This window comes from Bacillus sp. S14(2024), assembly GCF_050473785.1.
GTDB classification, from domain to species: Bacteria; Bacillota; Bacilli; order Bacillales; family Bacillaceae_G; genus Bacillus_A; species Bacillus_A yunxiaonensis.
Window position 1 is genome coordinate 3,704,382 of the sequence record NZ_JBFLUP010000006.1, and the last position, 26,577, is coordinate 3,730,958.

The following is a 26,577-nucleotide window of genomic DNA, read 5'->3' on the forward strand; positions in this document are numbered from 1 at the left end:
AAAAATTCATTGTTCTCCAAAACGAAAAAAAACGATCTAAATTCTCATAAATAACTGTAAAAAGGTAACATTTTCGTTATGGGAGTGTCTCAAAATATTAGCTTGATAGGTATGTATGGTGACACTCTACTAAGAAAAAATATTATTTCCACATATTGCAGATTGTAATTGTGATTTTTTAATCTATACTTTTTGTATAAATTTAAAAATTTGTATTATCAATAATACAGGGATAATAACTACTCCGCTATACCTTTAATTTAGGAGTTTCATAGGCGGAAATTCGGTCTATTTTTTTGCCTACAACACAAACATGTGCCATAACTATACCTTGTGATAAAACAAGTAAACATATTTTTTTAGCAAATGTTTCTAACCATCTTATATCTTCATGAGGTGACTGAATAGTTACCAGAAATATGTATATAAGTTACGGATTAGCATTAAGTTTTTAGGAGGTTTAAATGAGAAAAATATTGCCAGGGGCCATTTTATCTCATACCCAGTATGGATATGTAAAGGTGCCGAAAAATGTCAGAAGTCAGTGTCCTAAATGCGATAAATCAAGTGAATTTACGTTAAAAACGAATTTTTACCAAGTTACAAAACGAGGATTATTTGCAGAAGGACTTTGTTTTGAATGTCAAAAGACATCAGAATTTGTGATTATGTTTAATGATCATCCTGATCAAATAAATAAAGAAGTAGAAGTGTATATTTATAGTCCTTCGGATTTAAGAGATCCTTTAGATCAGCTCGAACGCAATAAACATATCCCTATAGACCTTGTTAGGGCATATCGCTCTACTTTAAATGTCAGTCAATCAAAAGATAACTCTGCTACTGCAGTACTGTCAAAACAAGTTCTTGAAAGTGTCCTCAAACATTTTCTTGGAGAGAAAAGTAATGGACAATCTCTTTCCCAGCAATTTGAGCAATTGCCAAAAAATATCGATTTAACTAAACCGATTCAAGATGTGGGCAACCTCGTTCATCCGGAAAGTCCTTTTTATGGGATGCTTGAATTGAAACAGGAAATTGATGATGAATCAGTAGCTTTATTAACAGAATTATTAGAGGTCCTTATCGAATATTTATTTGTGTTGCCTGAAAAAATCGAATCAGTACATGATAAGATTGAACAGAAATTTAAAAAGGTGTAACATGTACATTTTAATGTTTTTATACGCTAAAAGATTTTCAAAAAACAATAGCATGATTTCAATTGGAGTTTTAATTTAAAGATAAGTTTTGAGACACCACTTAAGCTATTTTTAGCTTATTTTGCGTTGAAGTGGATTTGTCTCAAATACCTAGGTGATTTTCTTAAATTAGTAAAATCAACACTTTTTCATGCCGAATTTTACTTAGCGTATATTTTCGCTAAAATGTGGGCGGTACGCCATCCAGTTAAGAAATACAATCTTCCCAAAAACAAAAAAAAATGAACTGAATTCTCATAAATAACTGTAGAGATATAAAATTTTCGTTTTAGAGATATTTCAAAATCTTAGCTTGATGGGCATCGGGTACAACCCACAAAAAGTGAATTTTGTACGCTAAGTAATTTCCGGCAGAAAAAAAGCCAATTTCCTGTACACCAAGTGTAGCTTTGAAATAAGGTTTGATCCAAAATGTTCCGTGCATCCACATTTTACGGCAAATAAAAAATTTTGATTAAAACTCATATAAGTCTCTCAAAAAACAGTTTAAATAGTCGGCTGAATAAGTAGACGTTTGATTTTAGAAGAAACATTCTTTTAACCAAACTAATCCTAACCTCATTTATACCTTTTTAACAAATTCAGATTTTAATTGCATAGCTCCAATACAATCAATATCATGATTTCCCTCAACCAAACGTATATTTTTTTACTTTTGTACCTATTTTTACAACTAATGAACTTCCTTTTCAATTCATTATTTTCTCTCTGATACTTTGTAAAACCTGTATTCCCATAGGAGTGATCATTGTACCTTGCTTCTTAACACCTACTGCGACACATCCACACCGTTTGAGAATCGATAGCTTATTGCGAATTTGAGCTTCGGATAAGGGACGGGAAAGCAATGAGCCTAAAACGCTTCGTCCCACCCGCTCCTGCCGTTTACTCATATTCCACAGGGTCGTCAATATATCCTCATAATCCATCAGGGAACCGTGACGTGACAAGAATTGAAGGATGTCCTCTCTTTCCACTGTTTCTTCTCCGGCTGTTGGACCGTGAGGGGATGACAAGATCATGCTGCCATTCAATATACGTTCAGGAATATGTTGTAATTTCACTGTATCTCCTTCTACGATTACCTTCAGATACTTAATGAAATTTTCCAACTCCCGAATATTACCTGGCCAGCTGTAGTTTAAAAGAACATTTTTTACTTCAGGTGTAAATTGTAGCTTTCTCCCATTATCATGAAGGAAATAGTCAATGAGGATAAAAAGATCCTCTTGCCGTTCTCTAAGATTTGGGATATTTAACGGCAAAACGTTGAGTCTATAGTACAAATCTTCCCGAAAAGTACCCTTCGACACCATACTATTCAGGTTTCGGTTTGTGGCAGCAATCACCCTGACATTGATGGGAATTACGCGATTTCCTCCTACCCGCATCACCTGCCGCTCTTGGAGCACACGCAGCAAGGCTGCCTGTATACTGAGAGGAGCATCCCCAATCTCATCCAGAAAAATGGTTCCATTATGGGCCAATTCAAATAGACCCATTTTCCCTCCTTTTTTAGCTCCTGTGAAAGAGCCCTCTTCGTATCCAAACAATTCACTTTCTGCCAAACTTTCTGTAAGGCCGGCAAAATTGACCGGGACGAATGGGCCATCCCGCCGGGTAGAGTGCCTATGAATCGCTTGGGCAAATACTTCCTTTCCCGTACCGTTTTCTCCTGTGATTAATACGGTAAAATCACTTTCTGCCAGTCTGACAGCAACCTGTTTCGCAGAAGTGATGGAATCGCTTACACCGATAATATTTTCAAAAGAATATTTTGTCGTTAATCCCAAACGGCTGCTATTTTTGCGGATTTCCTGTTCATTTCGTTGGACAATCGTGACGTCTTGAAACGTAACAACGACGCCCATCAAATGCCTGTCCATCATCACGGGAACTTTGGTAACCAGAAGAACCTTGTTCCGTATCTCCAATAATTGATTGGCCTCCTCCGCATGGGACTGAAAAATCTGATTTAGATTAAACTCAGGGATTACATCCCAGCACGTCTTTCCAAGGCAATTCTCTGCAGACAGGCTGAGGATTTTCTCCGCTTCTTCATTAAAAACCGTAATCTGTCCCCATTCATCTATACTAATAATCCCTTCATGAACAGCATTAAATACGGATTCCAGCTTTTGATTTAACCGCTTCTCATTGTTTACGGAATTGGCTAAGTTTCTTCCAAGGCGGACAAAATCACGGAAAAACTCCGCTGTATAGAAATGCGCATTTTCTATAGGAAGATTCAATTGTTGGGCAATATCATAAATCGTTGTCAAATCGATCGGGCGTATGCCCAAATCAATCACTTTACCAATCGTCCCCGGGACAAGTTCTTTTAATCCATGAGTAACTGCCACATCGATCCCCTCAAGTACAGGCTGGATTTTCGCTGACTGCGGAACATATGGAATAAAGTGCAAATGATCAAATCCCAGACGATTCAAAAGCTCAATGGCATCTACAATCGTGTCCATACTGTTCGAGACAAATAGACATTGGGTTCCCGGGGCTAAATCCATCAGTTGTTCGAGCTTTGGCAAATGAACGGTTCTTCTGGCAAACAGTGCCCGCTCATGAAGTAGTTTCGGTAACCGATCCAATAAACTTTCGGCGGAAACTAGAATCAGTTCACACTCATCCGCTAATTGGTTATCCAGCTCCTGGTGCTCATCAACGGTATAAATTTGAATATTTGTACCGAAAAACATTCTCAAGTTAGTCTCAAAGGTTTGTGCTAACTTTTCCCCTCTTGTTAGCAGTAAAATACTTGGTCTCTCCATTTTTCTCTCCTCTTAAAACCCCTTTTTTAGAATAATAATAACTTAAACACAAACCTAAAACTATAATTTCAAGGAAACCAGACGACTATTAGAGGAGTTTTTTATCCCGATAGGAAAATTCGTTCGCTTTTCACGCTTTTTTTAACTTAAACTTTCCTATGCGAAAAAAATACAAGTACCAAACCGGCACTTGCATTTTTTTTATTAAAATTATAATTTACGAAGTAGGTGGGCAATCAAGGCAGCCCTAACGGGAAGTTGATTGATTTCAATATGCTCATGTTCGGCATGGTTACCTTCTCCCACTGGGCCTAACCCATCTAGCGTTGGAATGCCTAATGCAGAAGTGAAATTCCCATCACTACCCCCACCCACTGATTCCTCAGTCAAGTGAAACCCTAATTCAGATGAACATGTTTTTGCCAGATTAAACAATTTTTCATTTTGAGCTGTTCTTTCCATAGGCGGGCGGATAACTCCACCTGAAACCTGTAAGGATATCCCTTCCAGATGCGGCTTTAGCCCATAAATGATTTTCGAAACACGCTCCCCCTCACCGAACTGGCTGATTCGCAGATCCACGGCCAGTTCCGCTTGTTCTGCTACCACATTTCCGGCAGTCCCTCCTCGTACCACGCCGACATTTAGAGTTGTATCCAACTCATAATCAGTAAGTGAGTGCAAGAATAGAATTTGATGAGCCATTTCCTGTATCGCGCTGATTCCATCCCGATGATCCTGCCCTGCATGCGCTGCTTTTCCTTTAATCTGGATCGAAAACTTGCCAACTCCTTTTCGAACTGTTTTAAGTGCACCTGTATGTGGCGCTGCCGGCTCAGGAACGAGAACAACCTGGCTCTTTAAAGCTTCCTGTTCGATCAATGCCCTAGACGTTTTGCTTCCAACCTCTTCATCACTAGTGCATAAGAAAACGATTTTCTTGTTTAAGGAAATCCCCAACTCACGGCAAGCTTTCAGCGCCCAAAGGGCTTGGGTAATTCCTCCTTTCATATCCAGGATGCCCGGCCCATACGCCTTGTTTCCTTCTACTCGGTAGGAAAGCCTTCCCACCTCCCAGACAGTGTCAAAATGGCATATGATTAAGATTTGGGCATCGCCTTTCCCATAACTAAACCGCAGGTGATTCCCCGCATGCTCTTGGGGAATCACTTCCGCCTCAACGTCAAGATACTTCTTAAACAGCTGTTGAATCACTTCTCCACATTGATCGACCCGTACTTTCGAATGCGAAGGCGATTCAGCCAGCACAAGTGTTTTTAGATCCTCCAGGATATCTTCTTGGTGTTGCTTTAAGTATTCTAGTACTTTATCCGTATTTGAAGTCCCCTTTTCCAGGATATCTCCTTGGTGTTGCTTTAAGTATTCTAGTACTTTATTCATATTTGAAGTCCCCTTTATTTATCGTCAATCTCTTAGAAAGGTCCCCAGTTGATCATCATACCGATAATGATGAAAAGACATCCGAGAACAAACCAAACTGCCGTTAATGGAAGCATAAACTTCAGCCATTTTCCATAGGGGATGCCGCTCATTGCTAGTACCCCCATCACCACACCGGATGTTGGATTGATGGTGTTTACTACTCCTTCCCCAAATATAACCGCCTGAACAGCTACTTGACGTGTAATATGCAGCAAATCTGCCAAAGGGACAAGAATCGGCATCAGCACGGTAGATTCCCCGGAACCAGAAGAAATCAAAAAGTGCAGAGCCGCACTTCCAATAAACATTCCAATCGAAGCGGCAATCGGAGACAACGGTTCAAGGAGGTGGACCAACGCATTGACGATGGTATCTAATATCTTTGCATTCTCAAGGATTAAGCCCACTGCTCTGGCCATCCCCACAATGAGAGCTCCATAGACCATTTGTTTACAGCCTTGAATAAATGTCGATGCAATGTCATTTGCACTCATTCGTGCAATCAAACCGGCGCCGATGGCAATAAAAATGAAAAGACCAGCCATTTCATTTTCTGTCCATTTAAATCTCTGAGAGAAAATTATAAAACCTAATAAGGATAATCCCGCAAACGATAAGATTAGCTTTTGCTGCAAGGAAACCTTTACCGTAGTCTCTATTTCAGCACCTTTCACTGCAATCTCAGAAGTGAACGATTCTGGGCCAAGGATGCTCTTGGCTGGGTCCTTTCTAATTTTGCGTGCATACACATATATATATATAATAGTAGCGGCCAGAAACGCTAGATAGATAATGATCCGGTAGCCCATTCCCGAGAAAAGCGGAAGTTGGGCAATACGCTGCGATAGTCCAAGCGTTTGAGGGGCAAAAACAGGTACGTTCCAACCAGCATAGGTTCCTAGATAAATAAGGGCAACGCCGAAAATAGGATCCAATTTCAACCCACGTGCAATAAGTAGTCCTAATGGGATGAAAGCGATTACAGAATTAACCACAATTCCAGTTGTTCCTAAAATAGAAAATATCAACCCTACAGGGATAATTAAAAATAGCAAGCGATTCCTGAATCGGGTAACGGTGGACTTAAGAAACGCATCGATTGCACCCGATTTTTCAATGACAGCTAAGGCTCCGCTTGTAAATAGGATAAGGAAAATAAGCGGCGCGCCTTTTACCATTCCGTTTTGAATTGTAGTAAAGAATTCTACGAAACCAGTGGGATGTGAATGAACAAAATGAAAACTTCCAGGTACCGTCGTGGTGATATCTCCTTTTTTTATCCTTGTAAATGCACCTGCTGGTAAAATGTATGTCGCAATAGCGCAGATCAATGCAACGAAAAATAATAGAACATAAGCGTCAGGCTGTACGAATCTTCTTTTCTTTTCTACTCTCTTCTGATCTTCAACCGCTGTCTCTTTCCTAATAGATTGCATGAAGTATCCCCCAATTCCAAAAATTTTTTTTCATCTTGCTCCTCCTCTATCCTTTAGAGTTTTGCCCCCGTTATTTTTATTGGCTCCTTAAAAGGCCATCCACCTCATTTCTATTTGTTATAAAATTCAGAAGTTACAGTTTATCATGCAAGAATCATGCCAATTTTAAATACTACGAATATTCTATTAAATACTAATCTTCGGTTAGTTTATAGGTTGTTTTATTGGTTATTGGATAACCTAGAATATAACCATTATTATATTATGAACAAAGTTCATAAAAACAGATTATATCCTATAAAGGGATAAGGCTCCAATTGCACGTGCATGTGCCTGATTGTTGAATTAGCTAATTTACAATCAGTGTCTAATTCATCTTTTATCTTTGTGGTTCATTCAAAGTGAAAAAACATAGCTATCGAAAACGAGATGATAAGTGTAAAAAAACAAAAACCCCGAATCACGGACTTTTTTAGTGCCCACGATTCAAGGTACAGTTCAATTTGATGTGCGCTAACAATTTTAATAATCGTAGCGTATACCGTTTGGAGTTTGTCCACTATTTAACAATTAGAACATACAGAAAGTAATTCATAATTTATATAACTAGGGTCGTAGTAAATAAATTGATCTTTCCCTACGCCTAACCATCCATTTTGTTCATAATATACTTTATACGACTCATTATGACGTAATTTACGAATCACATTGCCATTCATAGAAGGCTGATCCCTTAAGTTCACATTATCACCTGTAATAGTAGCAACTCCTATATAGTTACAGTAACAAATATAACTAGGATCATAATAAATAAATTGATCTCTTCCTACGCCTAACCATCCATTTTGTTCATAATATACTTTATACGACTCATTATGATGTAATGTACGAATCACATTGCCATTCATGGAAGGTTGATCCCTTAAATTCACATTATCACCTGTGATTGTAGCAATCCCTATATAGTTGCTGCTTCCATTAGGATTACTGATATCCAAATCTATATAGGATGTATTACAATCGACATTACCATGAATCCCTTGTACTGTTCCGCTATCTGTGTATTGCCAAATATCACAGTCAATTCCTGGACCCCTGTCATTATAACGTGCAATCCACAATAAAGTATTCTCTTGTAAACGTGAAGGATTTAGACTATTTTCAAAGAAATATAGATTGCTATAAACTCCGTTATTAGTATACCCTGCATTTTTTAATTCTGTTAAAAATGCATTCACAGCATCTGTTAATGTATTTGGATCTAAATTCCCATCATTAACTTCTACATCCACAAATACAGGCGCAGTTAATGTGACGTTCTGTAAATTTTTAATGAAGAAAGCAGCCTCTTGTTTCGCATCATTAACAGAGATTGCTCGAAAAAAATGGTAAGCTCCTGTAAGAATGCCAACATGATTCGCACCATTTATATTGTATTGAAAGGTTGGATCAACATAATTGGTACCTTGCTCAGAACCCTCTGTTGCTTTTGCAAACATAAAGTTTACCTGTTTAGGATCATTCTTTACTTGATTCCAATCAATTGTCCCCTCATAGTGACTGACATCAATTCCAAATGACATGATAGAACACTCCCGAATCATTTATTTGATTTTTGTAGAATTAATTTATATTAATATTTATATTCCCAATCTATTAAATTGTTAATAGATTCTTAAGAACATCTATGAAATTTCCACTCTTGACTTAAGTCAATGACCATTCATCACCTCCCCACTAAAATGAAAATTAATAATGTAATATAGGAGGTTATCTTATGGCTATCATAGTAAAAAAGCAATCGGATCAACGAAAATACGCCCTGACTGCTGGTATATTGCTTATCATCATGGCACTTGTTTCATTTTTTTCCTATGGATTTGCCCATGCAAGCCTTGTTGTGAAAGGCGATGCCAGCGCCACATTTCACAACATCATGTCATCAAATATCCTTTTCAAAGCTGAAATCTTTGGCTGGATCATCATCCTAATAAGTGACATTGTGGTCGCCTGGGCTTTCTATATTTTCCTGAAGCCCATTCATAAAAACCTTTCATTGCTAGGTGCATGGCTCCGTCTTACTTATGCGGCTATATTGGGAATCGCCATACTAAATTTAATATTTGCGTTGCTTCTCACGAAACATACAGACTATTTATCATTACTTAAAACAGATCAACTTCAAGCACAACTGATGCTATTTTTAGAGGCATTTCAATCTATTTGGTCTATTGGTTTAATCATTTTTGGCGGGCATCTCATGGTTGTGGGTTATGTAGCTTTCAAATCAAACAGCATACCAAACGTCATTAGCATCTTATTATTGCTTGCTTCAATAGGCTATATTGTCATTCACCTGTGCAACACGTTTCTTCCAGAATATGATGGAGTCATTTCCATACTTAACCTTGTATTTAGTGTGCCGATGATTGCAGGAGAATTGGGCTTTGGTATATGGTTGCTGTTCAAGGGAGGAAAAATCCCAATTTCCTAAAAATTATTTTCAGAGATTCGTTTCTTAATTCTACTTAATGACTCTGGGGTAATACCAAGATAACTTGCTAACTGATGTTGAGGTACACGATCAACTAAATGAGATCGTTTCTGTAATAGTGCTTTATAGCGCTCTTCAGGTGTAGATGCAAGAAATGAAGCCATTTCATCTTGCATGTCACCTAGTTTTTCCTCAATCATCTTGCGCGTCATTGTTTCCAATTGTGTATATTTGTTATACATGTCCTTTTCCGTATCAAGGTCACCAACGACCAATATACAGTCTTCTACACAAGTTAAAGAATACGTCGATGACTTGTCTTGTTTATGATAATTGAAATTCGCAATTGCTTGTTCTTCCGTGTAGAAATTAGATGTAACCTCTTTTCCCGTTTCATTTATAGAATACTGCCTAACGCATCCCTTCAATACAAAATAACATGTAGTAGGAACATCTCCTTGTCTAAGGAGCATTGTTCCTTTTTTATATTCTTCAATCAGTATATCTTTAACGATTGCTTGTTGTTCTTCTTCATTCAGCGTTGTAAATTTAGTCAAATACTTCAATAATATGCTTTCCATTTTGCTTTTAGTCAACTCCTTTGATAGAAACGTTCATGAAAAACGCTATTCTTTTTATATATGTCTATAAAAAGAATAGCGTTTTTTTCATTATTTAAAAAGTTACTTTACTGTCTTTTATTTTGTTAATTAAAACGTACTTGCTACTTTAACAGCTTTTTCAAGTCCTGACGCAATAATTTCTTCTGCTCTATCCGGGAATTGGTTGTGGCCTTCAATTACTACTTTCTCTATATTTTTTGCACCGAAGAAGCCCATCATATTTGCTACATATTTAATAGCCATTTCCATTTCAGCTGCTGGTCCTTCAGAATATACACCGCCGCTTGCGTTTAACAAATGCTTTTTTGTAAATAATATGTTTGTTAAACAATTCATTAAGGGGGGCTTGTATGCCACAGGATCGAAAAACAGAAGTTCAAAACGATGCATACGAAGGAAAAGAGATCATGCCAGATAATCCACAATATCTACCGCGTCACGTGCAAATGGAGCTGCCTCACGAATTTTCTATAAATCCTCTGTTTGCCCGCGCAGGAGAATCAGTCGTTCCGCGCTTTCACATGTCTGATGAAGGCATGTTACCAGAAACAGCGTATCAAATCGTCCATGATGAAATTGCTCTTGATGGCAATGCCCGCTTGAATCTTGCAACATTCGTTAGCACATGGATGGAGCCTGCCGCAGAGAACTTATATGCCAGATCATTCGACAAGAACATGATTGACAAGGATGAATATCCACAGACAGCCGAAATTGAGGAGCGGTGTGTCCGCATTTTAGCCAACCTCTGGCATTCGCCCACCCCCCTTACGACTATGGGCGTTTCAACAACTGGATCGTCGGAAGCATGTATGCTCGGGGGGCTTGCATTAAAGAGACGCTGGCAAAACGCACGCAAAAGCGAAGGGAAGCCGGTGGATCGGCCTAATATTGTGTTTAGTTCTGCTGTTCAAGTCGTTTGGGAAAAATTCGCGAACTATTGGGAGGTTGAACCACGCTATGTGAAGGTTAGCCCAGAGCATCCCCGATTGGATCCTCAGGGGGTCCTCGCTGCCGTGGATGAAAATACGATTGGTGTGGTACCGATTCTCGGTGAGACTTATACCGGGCTTTACGAACCGGTTGCCGCCATTGCGAAAGCGTTGGACGATTTACAGGAGAGGACGGGCCTCGACATTCCCATGCATGTGGATGCGGCTTCGGGGGGGTTTATAGCACCGTTTCTTCAACCAGATTTAGTCTGGGATTTTCAATTACCGAGGGTGAAGTCCATCAATGTATCCGGACATAAATATGGATTAGTCTACCCTGGGTTGGGTTGGATAATTTGGCGGGAAGCTGAAGATCTCCCTGAGGATCTAATCTTCCGCGTCTCCTATTTGGGCGGGAACATGCCGACTTTTGCCCTGAATTTCTCTCGTCCTGGCGCACAAGTGCTCCTGCAATATTACAATTACCTGCGTTTAGGAAAAAATGGGTACCATGATGTCCAAAGGGCTTCTCAGAAAGTCGCTCTTTTTCTTAGCAAGGCGATTCAGGAGATGGAAGCGTTCGAACTTTTGTCCGATGGTTCGGATATTCCGGTTTTCGCTTGGCGACTGAAAGATGGTTACACATTAAACTGGAATCTTTATGATTTATCTCGACAATTGCGTGTGTTCGGCTGGCAAGTACCCGCCTATCCGTTGCCTCCAGATATGGAAGCGGTGACGATTATGCGCGTTGTGGTTCGAAATGGATTTTCCATGGATCTCGCGCATTTATTTTTGAGGAACCTCAAACAGGCCGTTGCCTTTCTGGATTCCCTGGACGGGCCTATGCCACATGATACGAAATGTGATAATGGGTTTCATCACTAAGTGGGGATAGATCCCGTAGTCATTAAGTTGAGCTAACCACCGGTGAAATTAACTATCTTAGATAAATCCCTCCATTAAGAAATTTATTGGAGGGACTTTTCATGGAGATTAAGTCGACCAATAAGGATATACTTTATACAGAAGAAAAGTTTATATCTCTTATCGGTTTGGGGAACAGATTAAGTACCCGATCTGATAAATAGACGGAGAGATTCCGCCTATTGACTCGAAAAATATGAAAATGTGTAATTTTGCTTTGCATAATCAGAAAACCTCTCCTTATAAACCCCGGAACGAGCTCTATTCTGCATCTAGCCGAAAAATCTGCGCTTATTTTACTATCGCTGGTTACTCAATTAAGGACAAGACTTCATATTTAAAGGAGGAAGTGAGAGGGGGTAGGGTGATCCAAGAGAACCTCATTTACATACGTCACGCTGAACCGCACCATAAGTAAATGAGATTAGAGGTTTTTATATTTAATAGAACAAAGGGAGCTTGTCTTGTCAGATAATCTCCCTTTGTTAGATACTAACTAAAATTTTCAAAAGGCCTTCATTTTAAAGAAAAACGGCTGTTTAGCCCTTCATTATCTAGACCATATACCTTAATAATCTCTTGAGTAATACTGTTTTCAGCATCATCCCAGGAACTGGCCCAAAGTGAGACAAAGCTTCCCTGCTTATTTTGATGCTTAATAGTGGATGTTCAGCCCTTGCCCTCAATAACCAATTCCGTTTGCTTTGTTCAGATACAAGTCTAGGAAGTCCGCCATGTTTTTGAAATCTCCTCAATATGATGAGGTGTGGTTCTGCAGCATCCTCCTATTAACCGAGCCCCTGCATTGTACCATTCTTTAGATTTAATATCGAAACTGTTACATAATTGTTGACCAGACCATGTTTTTGTTTCTGGACTATAAATTTCACCTGAGTTCGGATAAACAAGAATCGGTTTTTTTGTGTTTCTGCTCAATTCTTGGATAGCACCTGTAACAACAGCTACTGGTGCACAATTGATACCAATTGCTGCAATTTGTTCACTTCCCTCAAACAACTTTGCACAATCCGCAAGCTTAGTACCATCACTTATTTCTTTCTCATTTTTTAAAGAAAAGGATAGCCAAGCATATGTTTCTGGAAAATCCCGCAATAATGAATCTAATACTTTTGCTTCTTGCAAGGAAGGAATCGTCTCAAAGGCTAATAAATCGGCACCCGCTTCAATCAACGCTGACATTCTTGAACGATGAAATTCTGCTAATGTTTCATCTGTGACACCATAATTACCAATATATTCTGAACCATCTGCCAAGTAAGCTCCATAAGGACCTACTGATGCAACAACCAATGGTTTAGGCCTATTCGTTTGCGTATTTTTCTTCCAGTAATCATCCCTTGCTCTTCTTGCAAGTAACACTGTTTGCTTAATTAACTCTAAAGCTTCCTTTTCTTGTATTCCGCGCCCAGAAAAACCATCAACAGTAGCTTGATAGCTTGCCGTAATGGCACAGTCCGCTCCAGCATGAAAATAGTCAGAGTGAACCTGATAAATTAATTCCGGATTCTCAAGTAATACACGTGCTGACCAAAGGGAATCATTCAAATTACATCCGTGTGACTCCAATTCTGTAGCCAGCGCTCCGTCAAGCAGCATAATTGAATGTTGGGATAAAATAGCATCAATTGGATTGATTTTGTTGGACATAATCTATTCCCCTTTTCTTTACATTTTGTGTTAGATAATAACTTCCGTAGCAAAACAATATAAATGGAACACCACAATATAAAGCAATTCGTTGTGTAGGATCAAACGCAATCCCGATACATGACGCAAAACAAATGATAAAAGAAGCAACTGGTACCAGCGGATAGAATGGTGTGCGATAGACCAAGTCATCTACAGAATTTCCTTCTTTTACATATTGTCTGCGAAATAGGAACTGTGAAGCACTAATACTCATCCAAACTACAACCACTGCTAAACCTGAAATGGAAACTAGCACAATATACACAGTATCCGGTGCCACGATACTTGAGAACAGAGCCAAAGCTCCTCCCAACATGCTGAAAATGACCGCATTGATTGGAACACCCTGTTTTGTCATTTTTGCAAAAGTAGGAGATATTGTGTTCTTATTGGCAAGCGACCACAGCATTCTAGAAGAGGCATAAAGACCTGAGTTTGCAGCAGATAGAATAGCCGTTAGTATAACGAAATTCATAATATCTGCCGAATAAGGCACCCCAACTCGTTCAAGAACGGCAACAAAGGGACTCTCTAATACTCCTGCATCGGAACTAGGTAATAACGCAGATAAAACAATGATCGTTCCTACAAAAAAGATAATCAATCTCCACAACGTAATACGAATGGCCTTTGGTATCGTTGTTTCTGGATTCACTGTTTCACCGGCTGCAATTCCTATTAATTCCGTTCCTGAAAAAGCAAAATTAACGGCAAGCATCGTCATTATGATGGCAAAAGCACCATGAGGAAATAGACCTGTACTTGTAAAGTTAGAAAAGAATGGCGCTGACTTTGAATGAGCCATCGGCACAAAACCTACTATTGCCGCTGCTCCTAAAACAATAAATATTACAATAGCGATTACTTTTATAGAGGCAAACAAAAATTCAGATTCAGCAAAAAATTTAACCGTCAGTACATTTAATCCAAAGATTAAAATGGCAAAAAGGGCACTCCATATCCAGACATTGATGGATGGAAACCATCTCTGCATAAGCAACCCTGCAGCAGTAAATTCAGAGCCTAAAGCAACAGTCCAAGTTAACCAGTACAACCAAGCTACGGTATACCCTGTCCCTGGTCCAATGTATTTAGATGCATAACTATGAAATGCACCCGTTTCAGGCATATGTACGGAAAGCTCACCTAAACACAGCATAACTAGATAAACCACTAGTGCACCAATCAGGTAGGAAAGAATTGTACCAAATGGACCAGCTTGTTGAATTGTGTAACCTGAACTTAGAAATAATCCAGTTCCAATCACTCCACCAAGTGATAACATAACTAAATGACGTGCTTGCATTTTCCTTTGAAATTCTTTCCCATTTTGATTATCCATTCCTACTCTCCTCCTACTATCCAGAGAAAACAAAAACGCACTCTATAAAAGAGTGCGTGGCTGACAAATAAAAACGTACCCTCCTATCTATCAGGTTCATCACCCGCTGGAATTAGCACAGTATCTTAAGCAGACCTGTTGCTGAGGTTTCGTAGGGCCAGTCCCTCCACCTCTCTGGATAAGAATATTTTTTTATAACCTTATCAATCTATGTGAAAATTGTCAATGTGTTTTTGTACTTATAAATACCTTCTAATTTATTTACTCGTTTATCCCGCTATTGGCTGGCAGTAAGATCCTTTATTCAGAAAGGAATAAAGGAAATAGGTAGAGGATAACTGCTGGCATGTGCCCGATTGGTCAAATTAACCATTAGTAGGAGCTGCCCCACTTATGGAAGTTTCACTTTATAAAAAATATTTATTTTCCTTATATAAGTTGGAAAATAAAGTCTGTTTATCATTCCTTATTATTCTAAACTCTCATCAAACTTGAACAAATGCTGCAGGGAATCTAGATAAAACAAAATAAAAGCGCTTGCATAATTAAAAATCCGAGTTATAATACTTGTATACAAGTATACTTGATTAACATGAGGTGAAGTTATGGCGGAATCAATGGAATTTCTTTATCCCGAAAAATGGCTTTCAAAAGCTTCTACTGGTGATCGTGTTGCAAGCGAACTTAGAATGCGTATTATTGCAGGCAAAATTGAAAGCGGTACCATTCTATCGGAAAATAAATTAGCTGCCGATTTTTCTGTAAGTCGGTCACCCGTTCGGGAAGCATTAAAAGTACTAGCATCTGAAAATATTATTCGCTTAGAAAGAATGGGCGCCGTTGTCATTGGTTTAACCGAAAAAGAAATCGAAGAAATATATGATGTCCGTTTACTTATAGAAACGTTTATCTTTGAACGGCTAGTAAAGATGGACACAAATGAGTTAGTAAGGGAACTAAATAAAATTATGGAAATGATGAAAATCGCCATTAAATATCATGATGCTGATGAGTTTTCTTATCAAGATCTCTTATTCCATGAAACGATTATTCGGACCATTCAGCATTCCCACATCCTAATGATTTGGAATAATTTAAAGCCTGTTATGGAAAGCTTAATCCTTTTATCAATGCGTACCCGTTTCAAAGAAAAGTACGAAGACTTTGAACGGATTATTAAAAATCATGAGCTTTATATAAAAGCAATCGAAGCAAAAGATCGAGCTCTCATGATTAAAGCCTTACATCAAAACTTTGATGATGTTCAAGGGAAAGTTGAAGACCTTTGGATGTCACAACAACTGTTATCTAAAGGAGTAGAGCAAGAACATGAGTAGCTATATGTTAGGTATAGATATCGGTACTACAAGTACCAAAGCAGTATTATTTACCGAAAAAGGCGAAGTCATCCAAACGGAGAATATTGGTTACCCGCTTCGCACACCGGATATATCCACAGCGGAACAAGATCCAGAAGAGATTTTTCAGGCCGTTTTGCAGGCGATTTCAAATATAACGAAACATCATTCAGATAAACAACTATCGTTTATTTCATTTAGCAGCGCCATGCATAGTGTCATTGCCATGGATGAAAATGACGAGCCGCTGACACCTTGTATCACTTGGGCAGATAATCGCAGTGAAGGATGGGCACGTAAAATCAAAGATGAACTGAATGGTCATGAGGTTTATAGACGAACAGGAACACCTATTCACCCCATGTCACCGTTAAGTAAAATTACTTGGATTGTGAATGACCATCCTGAAATCGCTGTTAAAACGAAAAAGTACATCGGAATCAAAGAATATATCTTTAAAAAATTCTTTGATCAATATGTTGTTGATCATTCCCTCGCTTCATGCATGGGCATGATGAATCTAAATACACTAGATTGGGATGAAGAAGCTTTACAAATTGCTGGTATAACACCTGCCGAGTTGTCTGAGCTCGTACCAACCACTACGATATTTAGCAACTGCAATCCGGATTTAGCTAAGAAGATTGGAATCGATCCACAAACACCGTTTGTTATTGGTGCCAGTGATGGCGTGCTTTCTAATCTAGGTGTGAATGCAATTAAAAAAGGTGAGATTGCGGTCACAATTGGGACAAGTGGTGCCATTCGAACCATCATTGACAAGCCGCAAACAGATAAAAAGGGAAGAATATTCTGTTATGCCTTAACAGAAAAGCATTGGGTAATTGGCGGACCTGTAAACAATGGCGGAATGGTCCTTCGCTGGATTCGTGATGAACTTGCTTCATCAGAAGTAGAAACTGCAAAAAGACTAGGAATTGATCCATACGATGTATTAACCAAAATTGCTGAGCGCGTGAGACCTGGTGCAGACGGATTATTATTCCATCCATACCTCGCAGGTGAACGTGCGCCATTATGGAATCCAGATGTACGCGGCTCCTTCTTCGGTTTAACAATGTCACATAAGAAGGAACATATGATTCGTGCAGCCTTAGAAGGCGTTATTTATAATTTATACACCGTATTTTTAGCATTAACTGAATGCATGGACAGTCCTGTGACCCGTATTCAAGCAACAGGAGGCTTCGCAAGGTCTGACGTTTGGCGACAAATGATGTCCGATATTTTCGCATCTGAAGTCGTTGTTCCAAAAAGCTACGAAAGCTCCTGTTTAGGTGCATGTATATTAGGTCTCTATGCGACAGGAAAAATTGATTCGTTTGAAATCGTTTCCGAAATGGTTGGCAGCACCTACAAACACACACCGAAAGAAGAAGCAACGAAAGAATACAGACAATTACTGCCGATATTTATTAACCTATCAAGAGCATTAGAAGAAGATTATACACGAATTGCTAATTATCAAAGAAATTTAATAAAGTAAAACTTTCATCAGTAATCCCCTCTCTTCTCTTTTTGAATTTTGAGGTTGGGGGTTACTGCCAAAAAAACAGGGGATAAACACAAATACAGCTAATATTAGGGGGAAATTACGATGCCATTAGTCATTGTAGCAATTGGGATTTTAGCATTACTTTTACTGATCATGCGCTTTAAATTAAATACATTTATTTCATTAATCATTGTATCGTTCGGCGTTGCTTTAGCACTTGGAATGCCGCCAGAAAAAATCGTTAAAACGATTGAAACAGGATTAGGTGGAACACTCGGTCATTTAGCACTCGTTTTTGGACTTGGTGCGATGTTAGGTAAGTTACTCTCAGATTCTGGGGGCGCACAACGTATTGCCATGACCCTTGTGAACAAATTTGGTGAAAAGAACATTCAATGGGCTGTCGTGACTGCCTCATTCATTATCGGTATTGCATTATTTTTTGAAGTAGGATTAGTATTATTAATTCCGATTGTATTTGCTATTTCAAGAGAATTAAAGGTTTCTATCTTGTATCTCGGTATTCCGATGGCAGCAGCTTTATCTGTGACACACGGATTTTTACCGCCACACCCAGGACCAACTGCTATTGCTGGTGAATTGCATGCAAACATTGGTGAAGTATTGCTTTACGGTTTTATGATAGCGGTTCCAACAGTTATTTTAGCTGGACCTGTATTTACTAAAATTGCGAAAAAGCTAGTACCTGAAGCATTCAACAAAACTGGTAATATCAAATCTCTAGGTGAACAGAAAGTATTTAAACTTGAAGACACACCTAGTTTTGGAATCAGTGTTTTCACCGCTTTACTACCTGTTATTTTGATGGCAATCGCTACGATTATTACGTTGCTGCAAAAAACAATAGGATTTCAAGATAATAGTTTACTAGCAGCTATCGAGTTTATTGGGAATGCTGATACTGCCATGTTAATATCCTTATTAGTTGCGATCTATACAATGGGACTCTCAAGAAATATTCCAATCAAAAACGTGATGGAATCTTGTACAACAGCGATCTCAAATATCGGGATGATGCTCTTAATCATTGGTGGAGGCGGAGCCTTCAAACAAGTATTAATTGATGGCGGCGTTGGTAACTATGTAGCCGAATTATTTAAAGGAACTTCATTATCACCAATCTTGCTTGCCTGGATCATCGCTGCCATCTTACGTATTTCCTTAGGATCTGCTACGGTTGCTTCATTAACAACTGTCGGTTTAGTGATTCCGATGTTAGGTCACTCTGACGTTAACCTTTCTTTAGTTGTCCTTGCAACAGGAGCTGGTAGTTTAATTGCTTCACACGTGAACGATGCTGGTTTCTGGATGTTCAAAGAATATTTTGGTTTAAGCATGAAAGAAACATTTGCAACATGGACCTTACTTGAGACTATCATTTCCGTATCTGGATTAGGATTTACTTTATTACTAAGCTTATTTGTATAAATCTTTCTAGACAGCAAAACCCTCACTTGAATGAGGGTTTTGCTGTCTATTCATCTAAAAAAAATATTATTTACTTATGGTGCGGTTCACCTTTATGAATCTATATGAGGTAAACTTCTAGATAATTAAACTCTATTTGCCTTACCACCATAACTCTTCATGATATTCTTTGCTTTCTCCGTAATTGTAATACGAATGATAGACAGATTCACAAGGTATTTAAATAATGTAAATATGGTGATTCATTGGATACACCATAAAAAATTTAAGCGGTTACTTGTGATACGCACCTATACAGTTTCTACTACCGCTTCAAGCATTGTTCCATTTTTAGCATAATTCGTATGCCAAGAAAAAGCTTTTTCTAAAACATGAGGAGTTTGTCCCCCTCTTGTTTGCGCTTCTTGGTAATAAGCTCGTAGCTGGTCACGATACATTGGATGTGCACAATTCTCAATAATTAGTTCCACTCTTTCCCTTGGCGCCAGTCCCCTTAAGTCAGCATATCCCTGTTCAGTGACAATCACATCTACATCGTGTTCAGTATGGTCTACATGAGAGACGAAAGGAACGATGCTTGAAATGTTACCGCCTTTCGCAATTGATTTCGTAACAAAGATAGCTAGGCGTGCATTTCTTGCAAAATCACCAGAACCACCAATACCGTTCATCATCTTTGTACCTAAAACGTGAGTAGAGTTAACATTTCCGTATATATCTAATTCTAAAGCAGTATTAATCGAGATTAATCCAAGGCGGCGAATGATTTCAGGATGATTAGAAATCTCTTGCGGGCGCATCATTAATTTATCGCGATATTTTTCAAAGTTGGAAAATACCTGTTGCATTTTCTCTTCGGAAAGCGTGATGGAGCAGCAGGAAGCAAAATGTACTTTCCCAGCATCCATAAGATCAAAGACCGCATCCTGTAATACCTCAGAATACACTTCTAAATCTTCAAACTCTGAATCTAACATTCCATGCAGCACTGCATTGGCCACTGAACCAATTCCAGATTGTAATGGCGCTAAACGATTCGTTAATCTGCCTACTTTTACTTCTTTTCGAAGAAACTCTATTAAATGCTGTGCCATGATAACAGTTTCTTCATCTGGAGGAACAATCGTCGATGGCGAATCAAGTTGGTTCGTAAACACAATACCCTTCACTTTTTCAACATCAACCGAAATACCGATTGTTCCAATTCGATCATCCGATTTAACGAGCGGAATTGGAAGCCTTTCCCCTTGTTTCCCAGGTTCATATAAATCATGCAGCCCCTCTAGTTGTGTAGATTGAGCCATATTCATTTCAATAATAATGGACTTTGCATTTTGGGAAAACGCTAAAGAATTTCCAATTGAAGTGGTTGGAATAATCATTCCGTCCTCTGTTATTGCAACCGCTTCCAAAATAGCAACATCTATATCCATAACGTCAGCACGAAGCAGCTCTGCTGTATGAGATAAGTGCTGATCCACAAATAAAAAGTCTCCATTATTAATTCCTTTTCGCATAGTCGCATCGGCTTGGAAAGGCAATCTTTTACCTAAAATTCCTGCCTCAGCAAATAATTTATCTACATCCGAACCTAAAGAAGCTCCGGTATAAACATTTACTTTAAAAGATTTATCATCCTTAACGCGGTTCACCAGCGCAAATGGGACTGCCTTCACATCACCTGCACGTGTAAACCCACTTAAGCCTAAAGTCATTCCACTTTGAATCCAGGAAGCCGCTTCTTCAGGTGTAACTACTCGGTCCTTTAGACGTTGGTCCCTGATTCTCTCTAAATTATTCTCCATATGTAATCCCTCTCTTAATGAATATTCATAATTATTTTACACATTAACACTATCAAAATAGGGATTTTGGTATACGATACCGAAAATGCAGATAAAATAGCGAATCTAGGCTCTAGAGCAGAGAAATCTAGAATCCTAGAAGCTTTCGAAAATAACTGGCGTATGATTGACTAACCGGTACCCTCTCACCATTATCCATCGAAAGTAAAAAGGTAGAATGAGTATCAGGATAAATCGCTTTAATATGATTAACATTTACAATAAATGAGCGGTGGCATCTAATAAACGCATCTCTCGGAAGCAAATATTCAAATTCTTGCAGAGAGTATTTATGTGTTCCTGATAACTCTTCTGCATTCACATACGTCTTTTTATCTTTTGCCTCTAAATAAATAACCTCTGAAAAAGGAATCGGAACCCAGCCGTCCGTCGTTTTTAAGGTAACAACCGACTTTCCATCCGTTAAAGCTGGATAAATTGCCGTCACGCACCCCTCAAGCTCCCCATTATTAAAAAATGGTACGGCCATTCCATGATAAGGAATACCAAAAACATCCCGGTTAATAAACTCCGAAACCTTTTGCTTCGTCACGAGTGCTTTATGGGCAATCGTCCCTTCCTTTATAGGGTCCCCGACACTAATTTTTAAATCAATTCGTTTACTTGGCCGATAGTAGATATATTCTTTCGTATTCGAAACGGCAATTGAAATTTCATCTGAAAATACTTCACCAACAACATCTAGTAGTAAGCCTAAGGTTATATCTTCCATACTATTAACACCTCATTCACTATTATACTACTATTATGAACACCAAGCTGTACTGATTCTGATGGAAAAGTAATAAAGCCCCGATATCAGGTGTTTTGGTAGATTACTTTTTCCTCTTAGTTATTTTAACCATTGATAGCAACAATTTTGGATTTAATTTTCATCATTATCTCTCCCTTGTTGTATTAATCAATATATGTCCACAAAACAGGACACACCCATGCTATTTTACTTTCACAGATATATGCAACCCTAGAACTAATGATTTTATTTTTTCAAAATCTAAACTTACTAAGGCTGAAATCAAAAAAAGACCAAAGGAAGCAGAATACGTGGTTACCATATTGAGAAAACCAATAATAAATTGGTTTAAATTGTATGTATAGTTATATAATGGTATATTGAAAGAAAAAGGAGATAAAAATGAAACAATTACTCTACTCTTTCTTTGTCAGTATGTTAATTTTTAGTTTAATTGGCTGTTCTTCTAATACTTCAAAAACCTCTGGAACAAATAACACGAAACAAGAAAAAACAGAATTGATGATGTTGAAAGATAACGAAATAGAGAATATACAATTATTAAAATCGAAAAAAGAAAATGATAAATTAGTAACCATTAAAGGGCTAACTTCTGATGAATCATTAATTAAAGATATTGTCAAAACAATAAAAGATGGTTCGCCAATTAAATCTCATTTAGATGAAAAAGCAAAAAAATCTTTAAACGCAGAAATGGAAATAAGTTTTAAAAACGGTTCAAAAGAAACTCTTTCAGTTATAATTAATAATAAGGAGATTTCTGTAGTAAATGAATCAGGTAAAGGTTATATGCTTAAAAATGATGCTCCTAAGTCAGTAGTTGATTTCTTTTTAAGAGAATAAGAAAGTATATAGTAATAACTTCTTCTTCTGCAATTAAGGTATGAATATCTCCTATTAATTAATGGCGGCGTTGGTAATTGTGTAGTTTTATAAAAAGATTGATAAAGTAAAACAAAGTTCAATCATTTATAATAAAGTTTGATTAAAAATCCTGTGTTGATATGCAGGATTTTTTTGTTCCACAATCCGGCCATTTTGCGGAATAACACTGGGAAATTAATTAGATATTTATTTTGAAAAACAGAGATTGTGAAGGAGTGTACTTAAAGTAACGGGAGTTTAGTTTAAGTACAAATGGTAAAAAAAGGGTGATTAATTCGATAGCACGGCATAAAATTAAGAAAATTAAAAATATAAATTTTGATTAATAAATAACTCAGACCACTATATAACTTATATATGGTTATAACAATTGTGGCTGTGTTGATATAATTCTGAACTCTAATGGCTATCGTTAAAAAGAGGAGAGGAACAAATGAATACTACTAAAAAAAGCGAATTAATTGTTGGAGTACTGTTTATACTTGCAGCAGTAACAGCAATAATAGGTCTGAATTTATACAACCCAATACTAAATGGTCCAGATTACCTGATTAAAGGTCCTGAACATGCGAATCAGGTGATTTTGGGAGCACTTATGGAATTAATTCTTGTTGTTTCAGCGGTCGGCACCTCAACAACGATGTTTCCGATTTTAAGAAAATACAATGAAACAATAGCTCTATGGCATGTTTGCTTCAGGTTTCTTGAAGCAGTTATTATTACTGTTGGTATAATCAGCGTATTGTCCCTTTTAACTTTAAGCCAGGAATTTGCAACAACTGCATCTCCGAATATCGCCTCTTTTGAAGCTTCAGGTACAGTTTTAAAAGCAATACATGACTGGACATTTTTGCTTGGTCCCAATTTCATGCTGGGCATCAATACGATGATGTATAGTTATATATTTTATAAATCAAAGCTCGTACCAAGATTTATACCCATCTTGGGTATGACAGGGGCAACTCTTGTTTTTATGGCAGCATTGTTAGAAATGTTCGGAGTAATTCAACAAGTTTCGGTTTGGGGTGTTATATTGTCGCTACCAGTAGCGGCTAATGAAATGATTTTAGCAGTATGGCTTATCGTAAAAGGATTCAATGTATCTACACTCGCTTCCATGTCTACAAAAAAGAAAGCGTTTAGAAGCCCCACTTGAGATAATAAGCTCCGATACAATAAAAATAACAGACTTAATTAAGTAGCAGTACCTCATACTGTCATTCAAATAACCGTCATGAACTTTTATTTGAAGTAAGCCATAAAAATATTTTCCAAAAATACTTGTCAATGTCCTATCTACTATAGCAAAAGAATAAGTTTATCAAGGGGGATATTAGATGGTTTCGAAGGGATACGGAAGAAAATTAATGAAAGCCATCGTTTATAACAAATACGGTTCACCCGATGTTCTTAATTTAACAGAAGTAGATAAACCTTTTCCTGAGGACAATCAGGTACTAGTAAAGATTCATGCATCATCCCTGAATTATGGTAATCTAGTGCTTCTTAAAGGAGAGCCCTTCTTGGCACGTTTTGCCTTCGGTCTTCTAAAACCAAAATATGCCATACCCGGAGGTGACATTGCTGGTCGGGTCGAAGCAGTTGGTAAAAATGTTAAACAGTTTCAGCCGGGTCAAGAAGTATTTGGTGACCTTTCCGCTTCTGGTTGGGGTGGTTTTGCTGAATATGTATCTGTTCCTGAGAATGCATTGGTAATAAAGCCAGAAAATATCACATTTGAGGAAGCTGCTTCGGTACCTATGGCAGCAGTTACAGCCTTACAAGGTCTAAGGGATAAAGGCAAGATTCAGGCCGGACAGAAGGTATTGATTAATGGTGCGTCTGGTGGTGTGGGGACTTTTGCGGTACAGATTGCCAAATCGTTCGGAGCAGAAGTAACAGGTGTTTGCAGTACGAGAAATTTAGAAATCCTTCGATCAATTGGTGCAGATCATATCATTGATTATACGAAAGAGGATTTTACAGAAAAAGGACAGAAGTATGACTTGATTCTTGCTGTTAACGGACACCATCCGATTACAGCTTATAAGCGGTCCTTAAACGATAATGGGACTTTCATTCACGTCGGAGGTTCAGGTGCACAGCTGTTTCAAACAATGACCTTAGGATCTTGGTTCTCGCTCTCTGGAAGGAAAAAAATGTCTACCTTATTACAACGGCAAAACCAAAATGATTTAATTTATATGAAAGAACTACTTGAAGCCGGAAAAGTAAAACCAGTCATTGATAAAACTTTTAAGATGAGCGAGGTTAAAGAAGCTTTCAAGTATTTTGAACAAGGGCACGCTCAAGGAAAAGTTGTCATCACCGTATGAAAACTTGTAAGGAATAATAAACGAATATAACGAAGACTGGCGATACTTTAGGGTGGTATCGCCTTTTCAAGTCTTAGTTATTGTAAAATGAATCGTTTTGTTATTCTATATATACATTCTCTTTGTCTACCTACATCTTCTTCCCCATTCTCCAACAACGTTGATTGTAAGAATTTCGCTCTTCTCCTATTATTACGAGTCCTTGTTTTTCATAAAATTTGATTGCTCTTAAATTAGACTGTGCAACGCGGAGATGATATTCAAATACATTACGTTTTTTAAACTGATTCTCAGCATATTGAAAAATTCCATTACTATATCCTTTCCCGCGCCCCTCGGGAATTACATATACAAAACTTACATAGCCAATCTCCCGTCCTTCATAGCTATCATACCTAAGGACTAACTCTCCAACTGTCTGTTGGTCATTTTCCAATAAAACGAATCCTTCAGGAAAATTCAATTGTTTCTGCTTCGCATACTTTATATATTCACCTTCATTAAACTCCAATTCTTCTCCTTCATCTGTATCGGTGAAAAATTTAATGAGCATCTGTTTATCTTTTTCTACATTGACATGACGAAACGTAAGCATTAGCATCATTTCCTTTCACTTCACGCTTAATCTCATCGTACAATATCTTTTATTCCGGTAAAATGATCCAAAACTTTAGGATACATATAAGAGATACTTATCAATCTAATAATCTCTTATTCAATTATCCTGCCTCGTTAATTAAATGGCTCTATTAAACTTAACTGTTGATTTTCTTATAAAAAAACGAGAAATAATGAGTGGCGTCAATCTATTACTGGCGCTGAACTAGTTAATATTTCTAATTATTGTTTCCAAATAATGAGCAAAATGCGGTTAATGATGAATACCATTCCAAGAATAATGGCTAAGATTGGTTTATCAACAAAATACAGAGCAAATGAGGCAGCTCCGAAGATTATTAATTCTAGAATAAATCTGTACGGTTCTGGCAGTTTCAATGATGCTTTAGGCGCAATGAAAGCCCCCCATAATATCGCCAAAAGTAGTGGTGAACCAATACCAAAAACAAATTTTGTATACGCACTTTCCCCGACTTGAAACCCCCAATAACCTAGTGATGCTAGGGCACATAACTCTAGAAGAAAACGAATAGCTAAATTTACAGATTTTATAAACATGAAAGACCACTCCTTTGAAAAACATGTCTTTTTGATATATCCCAGTTCTTCGTCCACCTAACTTCTTTAGAGAAGCGGAAGCGGCTCGCTCAGAATCGCAGGACGTTGGAGTCTTACTGCCCAAAAATAGCGGGATAAAAATAAATCCCGCATTTCTATATTAAAAGGTGGGATTTATTTTTAATAGACTTAAGAGAATGAATAATGCTGAGTGACAATAAAGGTGCTTAAAAAATAATAAGGTCATTAAAAAACAAATAAAGATGTTTGATAGTAAGAGTCGCTCCTAGAAATATTTAGTGTCGGATTTTTCCAATTCATG

General features: G+C 37.8%; 20 protein-coding genes, 2 pseudogenes and 1 riboswitch. Of the genes and pseudogenes, 9 read left to right on the forward strand and 13 right to left on the reverse strand.

The features are described 5' to 3' along the window. Positions 1-464: 464 nt before the first annotated feature. Positions 465-1,163, forward strand: a complete 699-nt coding sequence (locus tag AB1279_RS18865) for a hypothetical protein (RefSeq protein WP_429760339.1) — start codon at positions 465-467, stop codon at positions 1,161-1,163. Positions 1,164-1,785: 622 nt separating this feature from the next. Here the strand turns inward: AB1279_RS18865 and AB1279_RS18870 are convergent. The 5 genes and pseudogenes from AB1279_RS18870 to AB1279_RS18890 form a co-directional block, all read right to left on the reverse strand. After that, positions 1,786-1,912, reverse strand: a pseudogene (locus AB1279_RS18870) (PhnA domain-containing protein); the annotation flags it as partial. Then, the gene (locus AB1279_RS18875; RefSeq protein ID WP_429760340.1) at positions 1,913-4,009 is read right to left on the reverse strand and encodes a sigma-54 interaction domain-containing protein; all 2,097 of its coding nucleotides are present in this window, start codon (positions 4,007-4,009) and stop codon (positions 1,913-1,915) included. Between the two features lie 210 nt (positions 4,010-4,219). Continuing rightward, a complete protein-coding gene (locus tag AB1279_RS18880; RefSeq protein ID WP_429760341.1) occupies positions 4,220-5,410 on the reverse strand; it encodes a M20 family metallopeptidase in 1,191 nt (396 codons plus the stop codon). Between the two features lie 32 nt (positions 5,411-5,442). Then, on the reverse strand, positions 5,443-6,888 hold the full coding sequence (locus AB1279_RS18885; RefSeq protein ID WP_429760342.1) for a YfcC family protein: 1,446 nt from the start codon (positions 6,886-6,888) through the stop codon (positions 5,443-5,445). Positions 6,889-7,451: 563 nt separating this feature from the next. Beyond that, positions 7,452-8,471 carry a GH25 family lysozyme gene (locus tag AB1279_RS18890; RefSeq protein WP_429760344.1) on the reverse strand — a complete coding sequence of 340 codons (1,020 nt, stop codon included), beginning with the start codon at positions 8,469-8,471 and terminating at the stop codon, positions 7,452-7,454. A gap of 194 nt (positions 8,472-8,665) precedes the next feature. On the opposite strand from AB1279_RS18890, the gene AB1279_RS18895 reads away from it, so the two are divergent. Continuing rightward, on the forward strand, positions 8,666-9,382 hold the full coding sequence (locus tag AB1279_RS18895) for a DUF4386 domain-containing protein (RefSeq protein ID WP_429760345.1): 717 nt from the start codon (positions 8,666-8,668) through the stop codon (positions 9,380-9,382). On the opposite strand, the gene AB1279_RS18900 is transcribed toward AB1279_RS18895, so the two are convergent. After that, positions 9,379-9,963, reverse strand: coding sequence for a Crp/Fnr family transcriptional regulator (locus AB1279_RS18900; RefSeq protein ID WP_429760346.1), 585 nt, complete (start codon positions 9,961-9,963; stop codon positions 9,379-9,381). The genes AB1279_RS18895 and AB1279_RS18900 overlap by 4 nt on opposite strands. Before the next feature lie 129 nt (positions 9,964-10,092). After that, positions 10,093-10,302, reverse strand: a pseudogene (locus AB1279_RS18905) (NAD(P)H-dependent oxidoreductase); the annotation flags it as partial. 53 nt (positions 10,303-10,355) lie between these two features. On the opposite strand from AB1279_RS18905, the gene AB1279_RS18910 reads away from it, so the two are divergent. Beyond that, positions 10,356-11,825, forward strand: coding sequence for a glutamate decarboxylase (locus AB1279_RS18910; RefSeq protein ID WP_429760348.1), 1,470 nt, complete (start codon positions 10,356-10,358; stop codon positions 11,823-11,825). A 759-nt stretch (positions 11,826-12,584) separates the two neighbouring features. Here AB1279_RS18910 and mmuM read toward each other — a convergent pair. Together mmuM and mmuP are read right to left on the reverse strand one after the other, a co-directional pair. Continuing rightward, complete coding sequence (gene mmuM, locus AB1279_RS18915; RefSeq protein ID WP_429760350.1) at positions 12,585-13,532, reverse strand: homocysteine S-methyltransferase; 948 nt, start codon at positions 13,530-13,532, stop codon at positions 12,585-12,587. Further along, the gene (gene mmuP / locus AB1279_RS18920) at positions 13,507-14,916 is read right to left on the reverse strand and encodes an S-methylmethionine permease (protein WP_429760352.1); all 1,410 of its coding nucleotides are present in this window, start codon (positions 14,914-14,916) and stop codon (positions 13,507-13,509) included. The genes mmuM and mmuP overlap by 26 nt, the downstream gene beginning before the upstream one ends. 80 nt (positions 14,917-14,996) lie before the next feature. Then, positions 14,997-15,101: riboswitch (SAM riboswitch) on the reverse strand. A gap of 420 nt (positions 15,102-15,521) precedes the next feature. Between mmuP and AB1279_RS18925 the strand changes: the two genes are divergently transcribed. From AB1279_RS18925 to gntP, 3 genes are all read left to right on the forward strand, one after another. Continuing rightward, complete coding sequence (locus tag AB1279_RS18925; RefSeq protein WP_429760354.1) at positions 15,522-16,253, forward strand: GntR family transcriptional regulator; 732 nt, start codon at positions 15,522-15,524, stop codon at positions 16,251-16,253. Further along, positions 16,246-17,781, forward strand: coding sequence for a gluconokinase (gntK, locus tag AB1279_RS18930; RefSeq protein WP_429760356.1), 1,536 nt, complete (start codon positions 16,246-16,248; stop codon positions 17,779-17,781). Before AB1279_RS18925 ends, gntK begins: the two co-directional genes overlap by 8 nt. A gap of 111 nt (positions 17,782-17,892) precedes the next feature. Next, positions 17,893-19,239 carry a gluconate permease GntP gene (gene gntP / locus AB1279_RS18935; protein WP_429760358.1) on the forward strand — a complete coding sequence of 449 codons (1,347 nt, stop codon included), beginning with the start codon at positions 17,893-17,895 and terminating at the stop codon, positions 19,237-19,239. 290 nt (positions 19,240-19,529) lie between these two features. Here gntP and AB1279_RS18940 read toward each other — a convergent pair whose 3' ends face one another. Both AB1279_RS18940 and AB1279_RS18945 read right to left on the reverse strand, forming a co-directional pair. Further along, positions 19,530-21,044, reverse strand: a complete 1,515-nt coding sequence (locus AB1279_RS18940; RefSeq protein ID WP_429760360.1) for an acetyl-CoA hydrolase/transferase family protein — start codon at positions 21,042-21,044, stop codon at positions 19,530-19,532. A gap of 127 nt (positions 21,045-21,171) precedes the next feature. Beyond that, positions 21,172-21,816, reverse strand: a complete 645-nt coding sequence (locus tag AB1279_RS18945) for a LytTR family DNA-binding domain-containing protein (protein ID WP_429760362.1) — start codon at positions 21,814-21,816, stop codon at positions 21,172-21,174. Between the two features lie 423 nt (positions 21,817-22,239). Here AB1279_RS18945 and AB1279_RS18950 point away from each other — a divergent pair, with 423 nt between their 5' ends. From AB1279_RS18950 to AB1279_RS18960, 3 genes are all read left to right on the forward strand, one after another. Further along, positions 22,240-22,701, forward strand: a complete 462-nt coding sequence (locus tag AB1279_RS18950) for a hypothetical protein (protein ID WP_429760363.1) — start codon at positions 22,240-22,242, stop codon at positions 22,699-22,701. A gap of 475 nt (positions 22,702-23,176) precedes the next feature. Further along, complete coding sequence (locus tag AB1279_RS18955) at positions 23,177-23,899, forward strand: DUF4386 domain-containing protein (RefSeq protein WP_429760364.1); 723 nt, start codon at positions 23,177-23,179, stop codon at positions 23,897-23,899. A 211-nt stretch (positions 23,900-24,110) separates the two neighbouring features. Beyond that, entirely contained in the window at positions 24,111-25,079 is a 969-nt protein-coding gene (locus AB1279_RS18960; RefSeq protein ID WP_429761483.1) for an NAD(P)-dependent alcohol dehydrogenase, read from the forward strand. Positions 25,080-25,209: 130 nt separating this feature from the next. Here AB1279_RS18960 and AB1279_RS18965 read toward each other — a convergent pair whose 3' ends face one another. Together AB1279_RS18965 and AB1279_RS18970 are read right to left on the reverse strand one after the other, a co-directional pair. Continuing rightward, on the reverse strand, positions 25,210-25,674 hold the full coding sequence (locus AB1279_RS18965; RefSeq protein ID WP_429760365.1) for a GNAT family N-acetyltransferase: 465 nt from the start codon (positions 25,672-25,674) through the stop codon (positions 25,210-25,212). A 245-nt stretch (positions 25,675-25,919) separates the two neighbouring features. Then, complete coding sequence (locus AB1279_RS18970) at positions 25,920-26,255, reverse strand: YrdB family protein (protein ID WP_429760367.1); 336 nt, start codon at positions 26,253-26,255, stop codon at positions 25,920-25,922. Positions 26,256-26,577 lie beyond the last annotated feature (322 nt).

Excerpts from the sequence above, each read along its gene's own strand:
- gntP (WP_429760358.1), top strand. The coding sequence starts at position 17,893 with ATGCCATTAGTCATTGTAGCAATTGGGATTTTAGCATTACTTTTACTG.
- AB1279_RS18900 (WP_429760346.1), bottom strand. The coding sequence starts at position 9,963 with ATGGAAAGCATATTATTGAAGTATTTGACTAAATTTACAACGCTGAAT.
- AB1279_RS18970 (WP_429760367.1), bottom strand. The coding sequence starts at position 26,255 with ATGTTTATAAAATCTGTAAATTTAGCTATTCGTTTTCTTCTAGAGTTA.
- AB1279_RS18890 (WP_429760344.1), bottom strand. The coding sequence starts at position 8,471 with ATGTCATTTGGAATTGATGTCAGTCACTATGAGGGGACAATTGATTGG.
- AB1279_RS18880 (WP_429760341.1), bottom strand. The coding sequence starts at position 5,410 with ATGAATAAAGTACTAGAATACTTAAAGCAACACCAAGGAGATATCCTG.
- mmuP (WP_429760352.1), bottom strand. The coding sequence starts at position 14,916 with ATGGATAATCAAAATGGGAAAGAATTTCAAAGGAAAATGCAAGCACGT.
- AB1279_RS18865 (WP_429760339.1), top strand. The coding sequence starts at position 465 with ATGAGAAAAATATTGCCAGGGGCCATTTTATCTCATACCCAGTATGGA.
- AB1279_RS18885 (WP_429760342.1), bottom strand. The coding sequence starts at position 6,888 with ATGCAATCTATTAGGAAAGAGACAGCGGTTGAAGATCAGAAGAGAGTA.
- AB1279_RS18945 (WP_429760362.1), bottom strand. The coding sequence starts at position 21,816 with ATGGAAGATATAACCTTAGGCTTACTACTAGATGTTGTTGGTGAAGTA.
- AB1279_RS18910 (WP_429760348.1), top strand. The coding sequence starts at position 10,356 with ATGCCACAGGATCGAAAAACAGAAGTTCAAAACGATGCATACGAAGGA.
- gntK (WP_429760356.1), top strand. The coding sequence starts at position 16,246 with ATGAGTAGCTATATGTTAGGTATAGATATCGGTACTACAAGTACCAAA.
- AB1279_RS18875 (WP_429760340.1), bottom strand. The coding sequence starts at position 4,009 with ATGGAGAGACCAAGTATTTTACTGCTAACAAGAGGGGAAAAGTTAGCA.
- AB1279_RS18925 (WP_429760354.1), top strand. The coding sequence starts at position 15,522 with ATGGCGGAATCAATGGAATTTCTTTATCCCGAAAAATGGCTTTCAAAA.
- AB1279_RS18955 (WP_429760364.1), top strand. The coding sequence starts at position 23,177 with ATGAATACTACTAAAAAAAGCGAATTAATTGTTGGAGTACTGTTTATA.
- AB1279_RS18895 (WP_429760345.1), top strand. The coding sequence starts at position 8,666 with ATGGCTATCATAGTAAAAAAGCAATCGGATCAACGAAAATACGCCCTG.
- mmuM (WP_429760350.1), bottom strand. The coding sequence starts at position 13,532 with ATGTCCAACAAAATCAATCCAATTGATGCTATTTTATCCCAACATTCA.
- AB1279_RS18940 (WP_429760360.1), bottom strand. The coding sequence starts at position 21,044 with ATGGAGAATAATTTAGAGAGAATCAGGGACCAACGTCTAAAGGACCGA.
- AB1279_RS18950 (WP_429760363.1), top strand. The coding sequence starts at position 22,240 with ATGAAACAATTACTCTACTCTTTCTTTGTCAGTATGTTAATTTTTAGT.
- AB1279_RS18960 (WP_429761483.1), top strand. The coding sequence starts at position 24,111 with ATGAAAGCCATCGTTTATAACAAATACGGTTCACCCGATGTTCTTAAT.
- AB1279_RS18965 (WP_429760365.1), bottom strand. The coding sequence starts at position 25,674 with ATGCTTACGTTTCGTCATGTCAATGTAGAAAAAGATAAACAGATGCTC.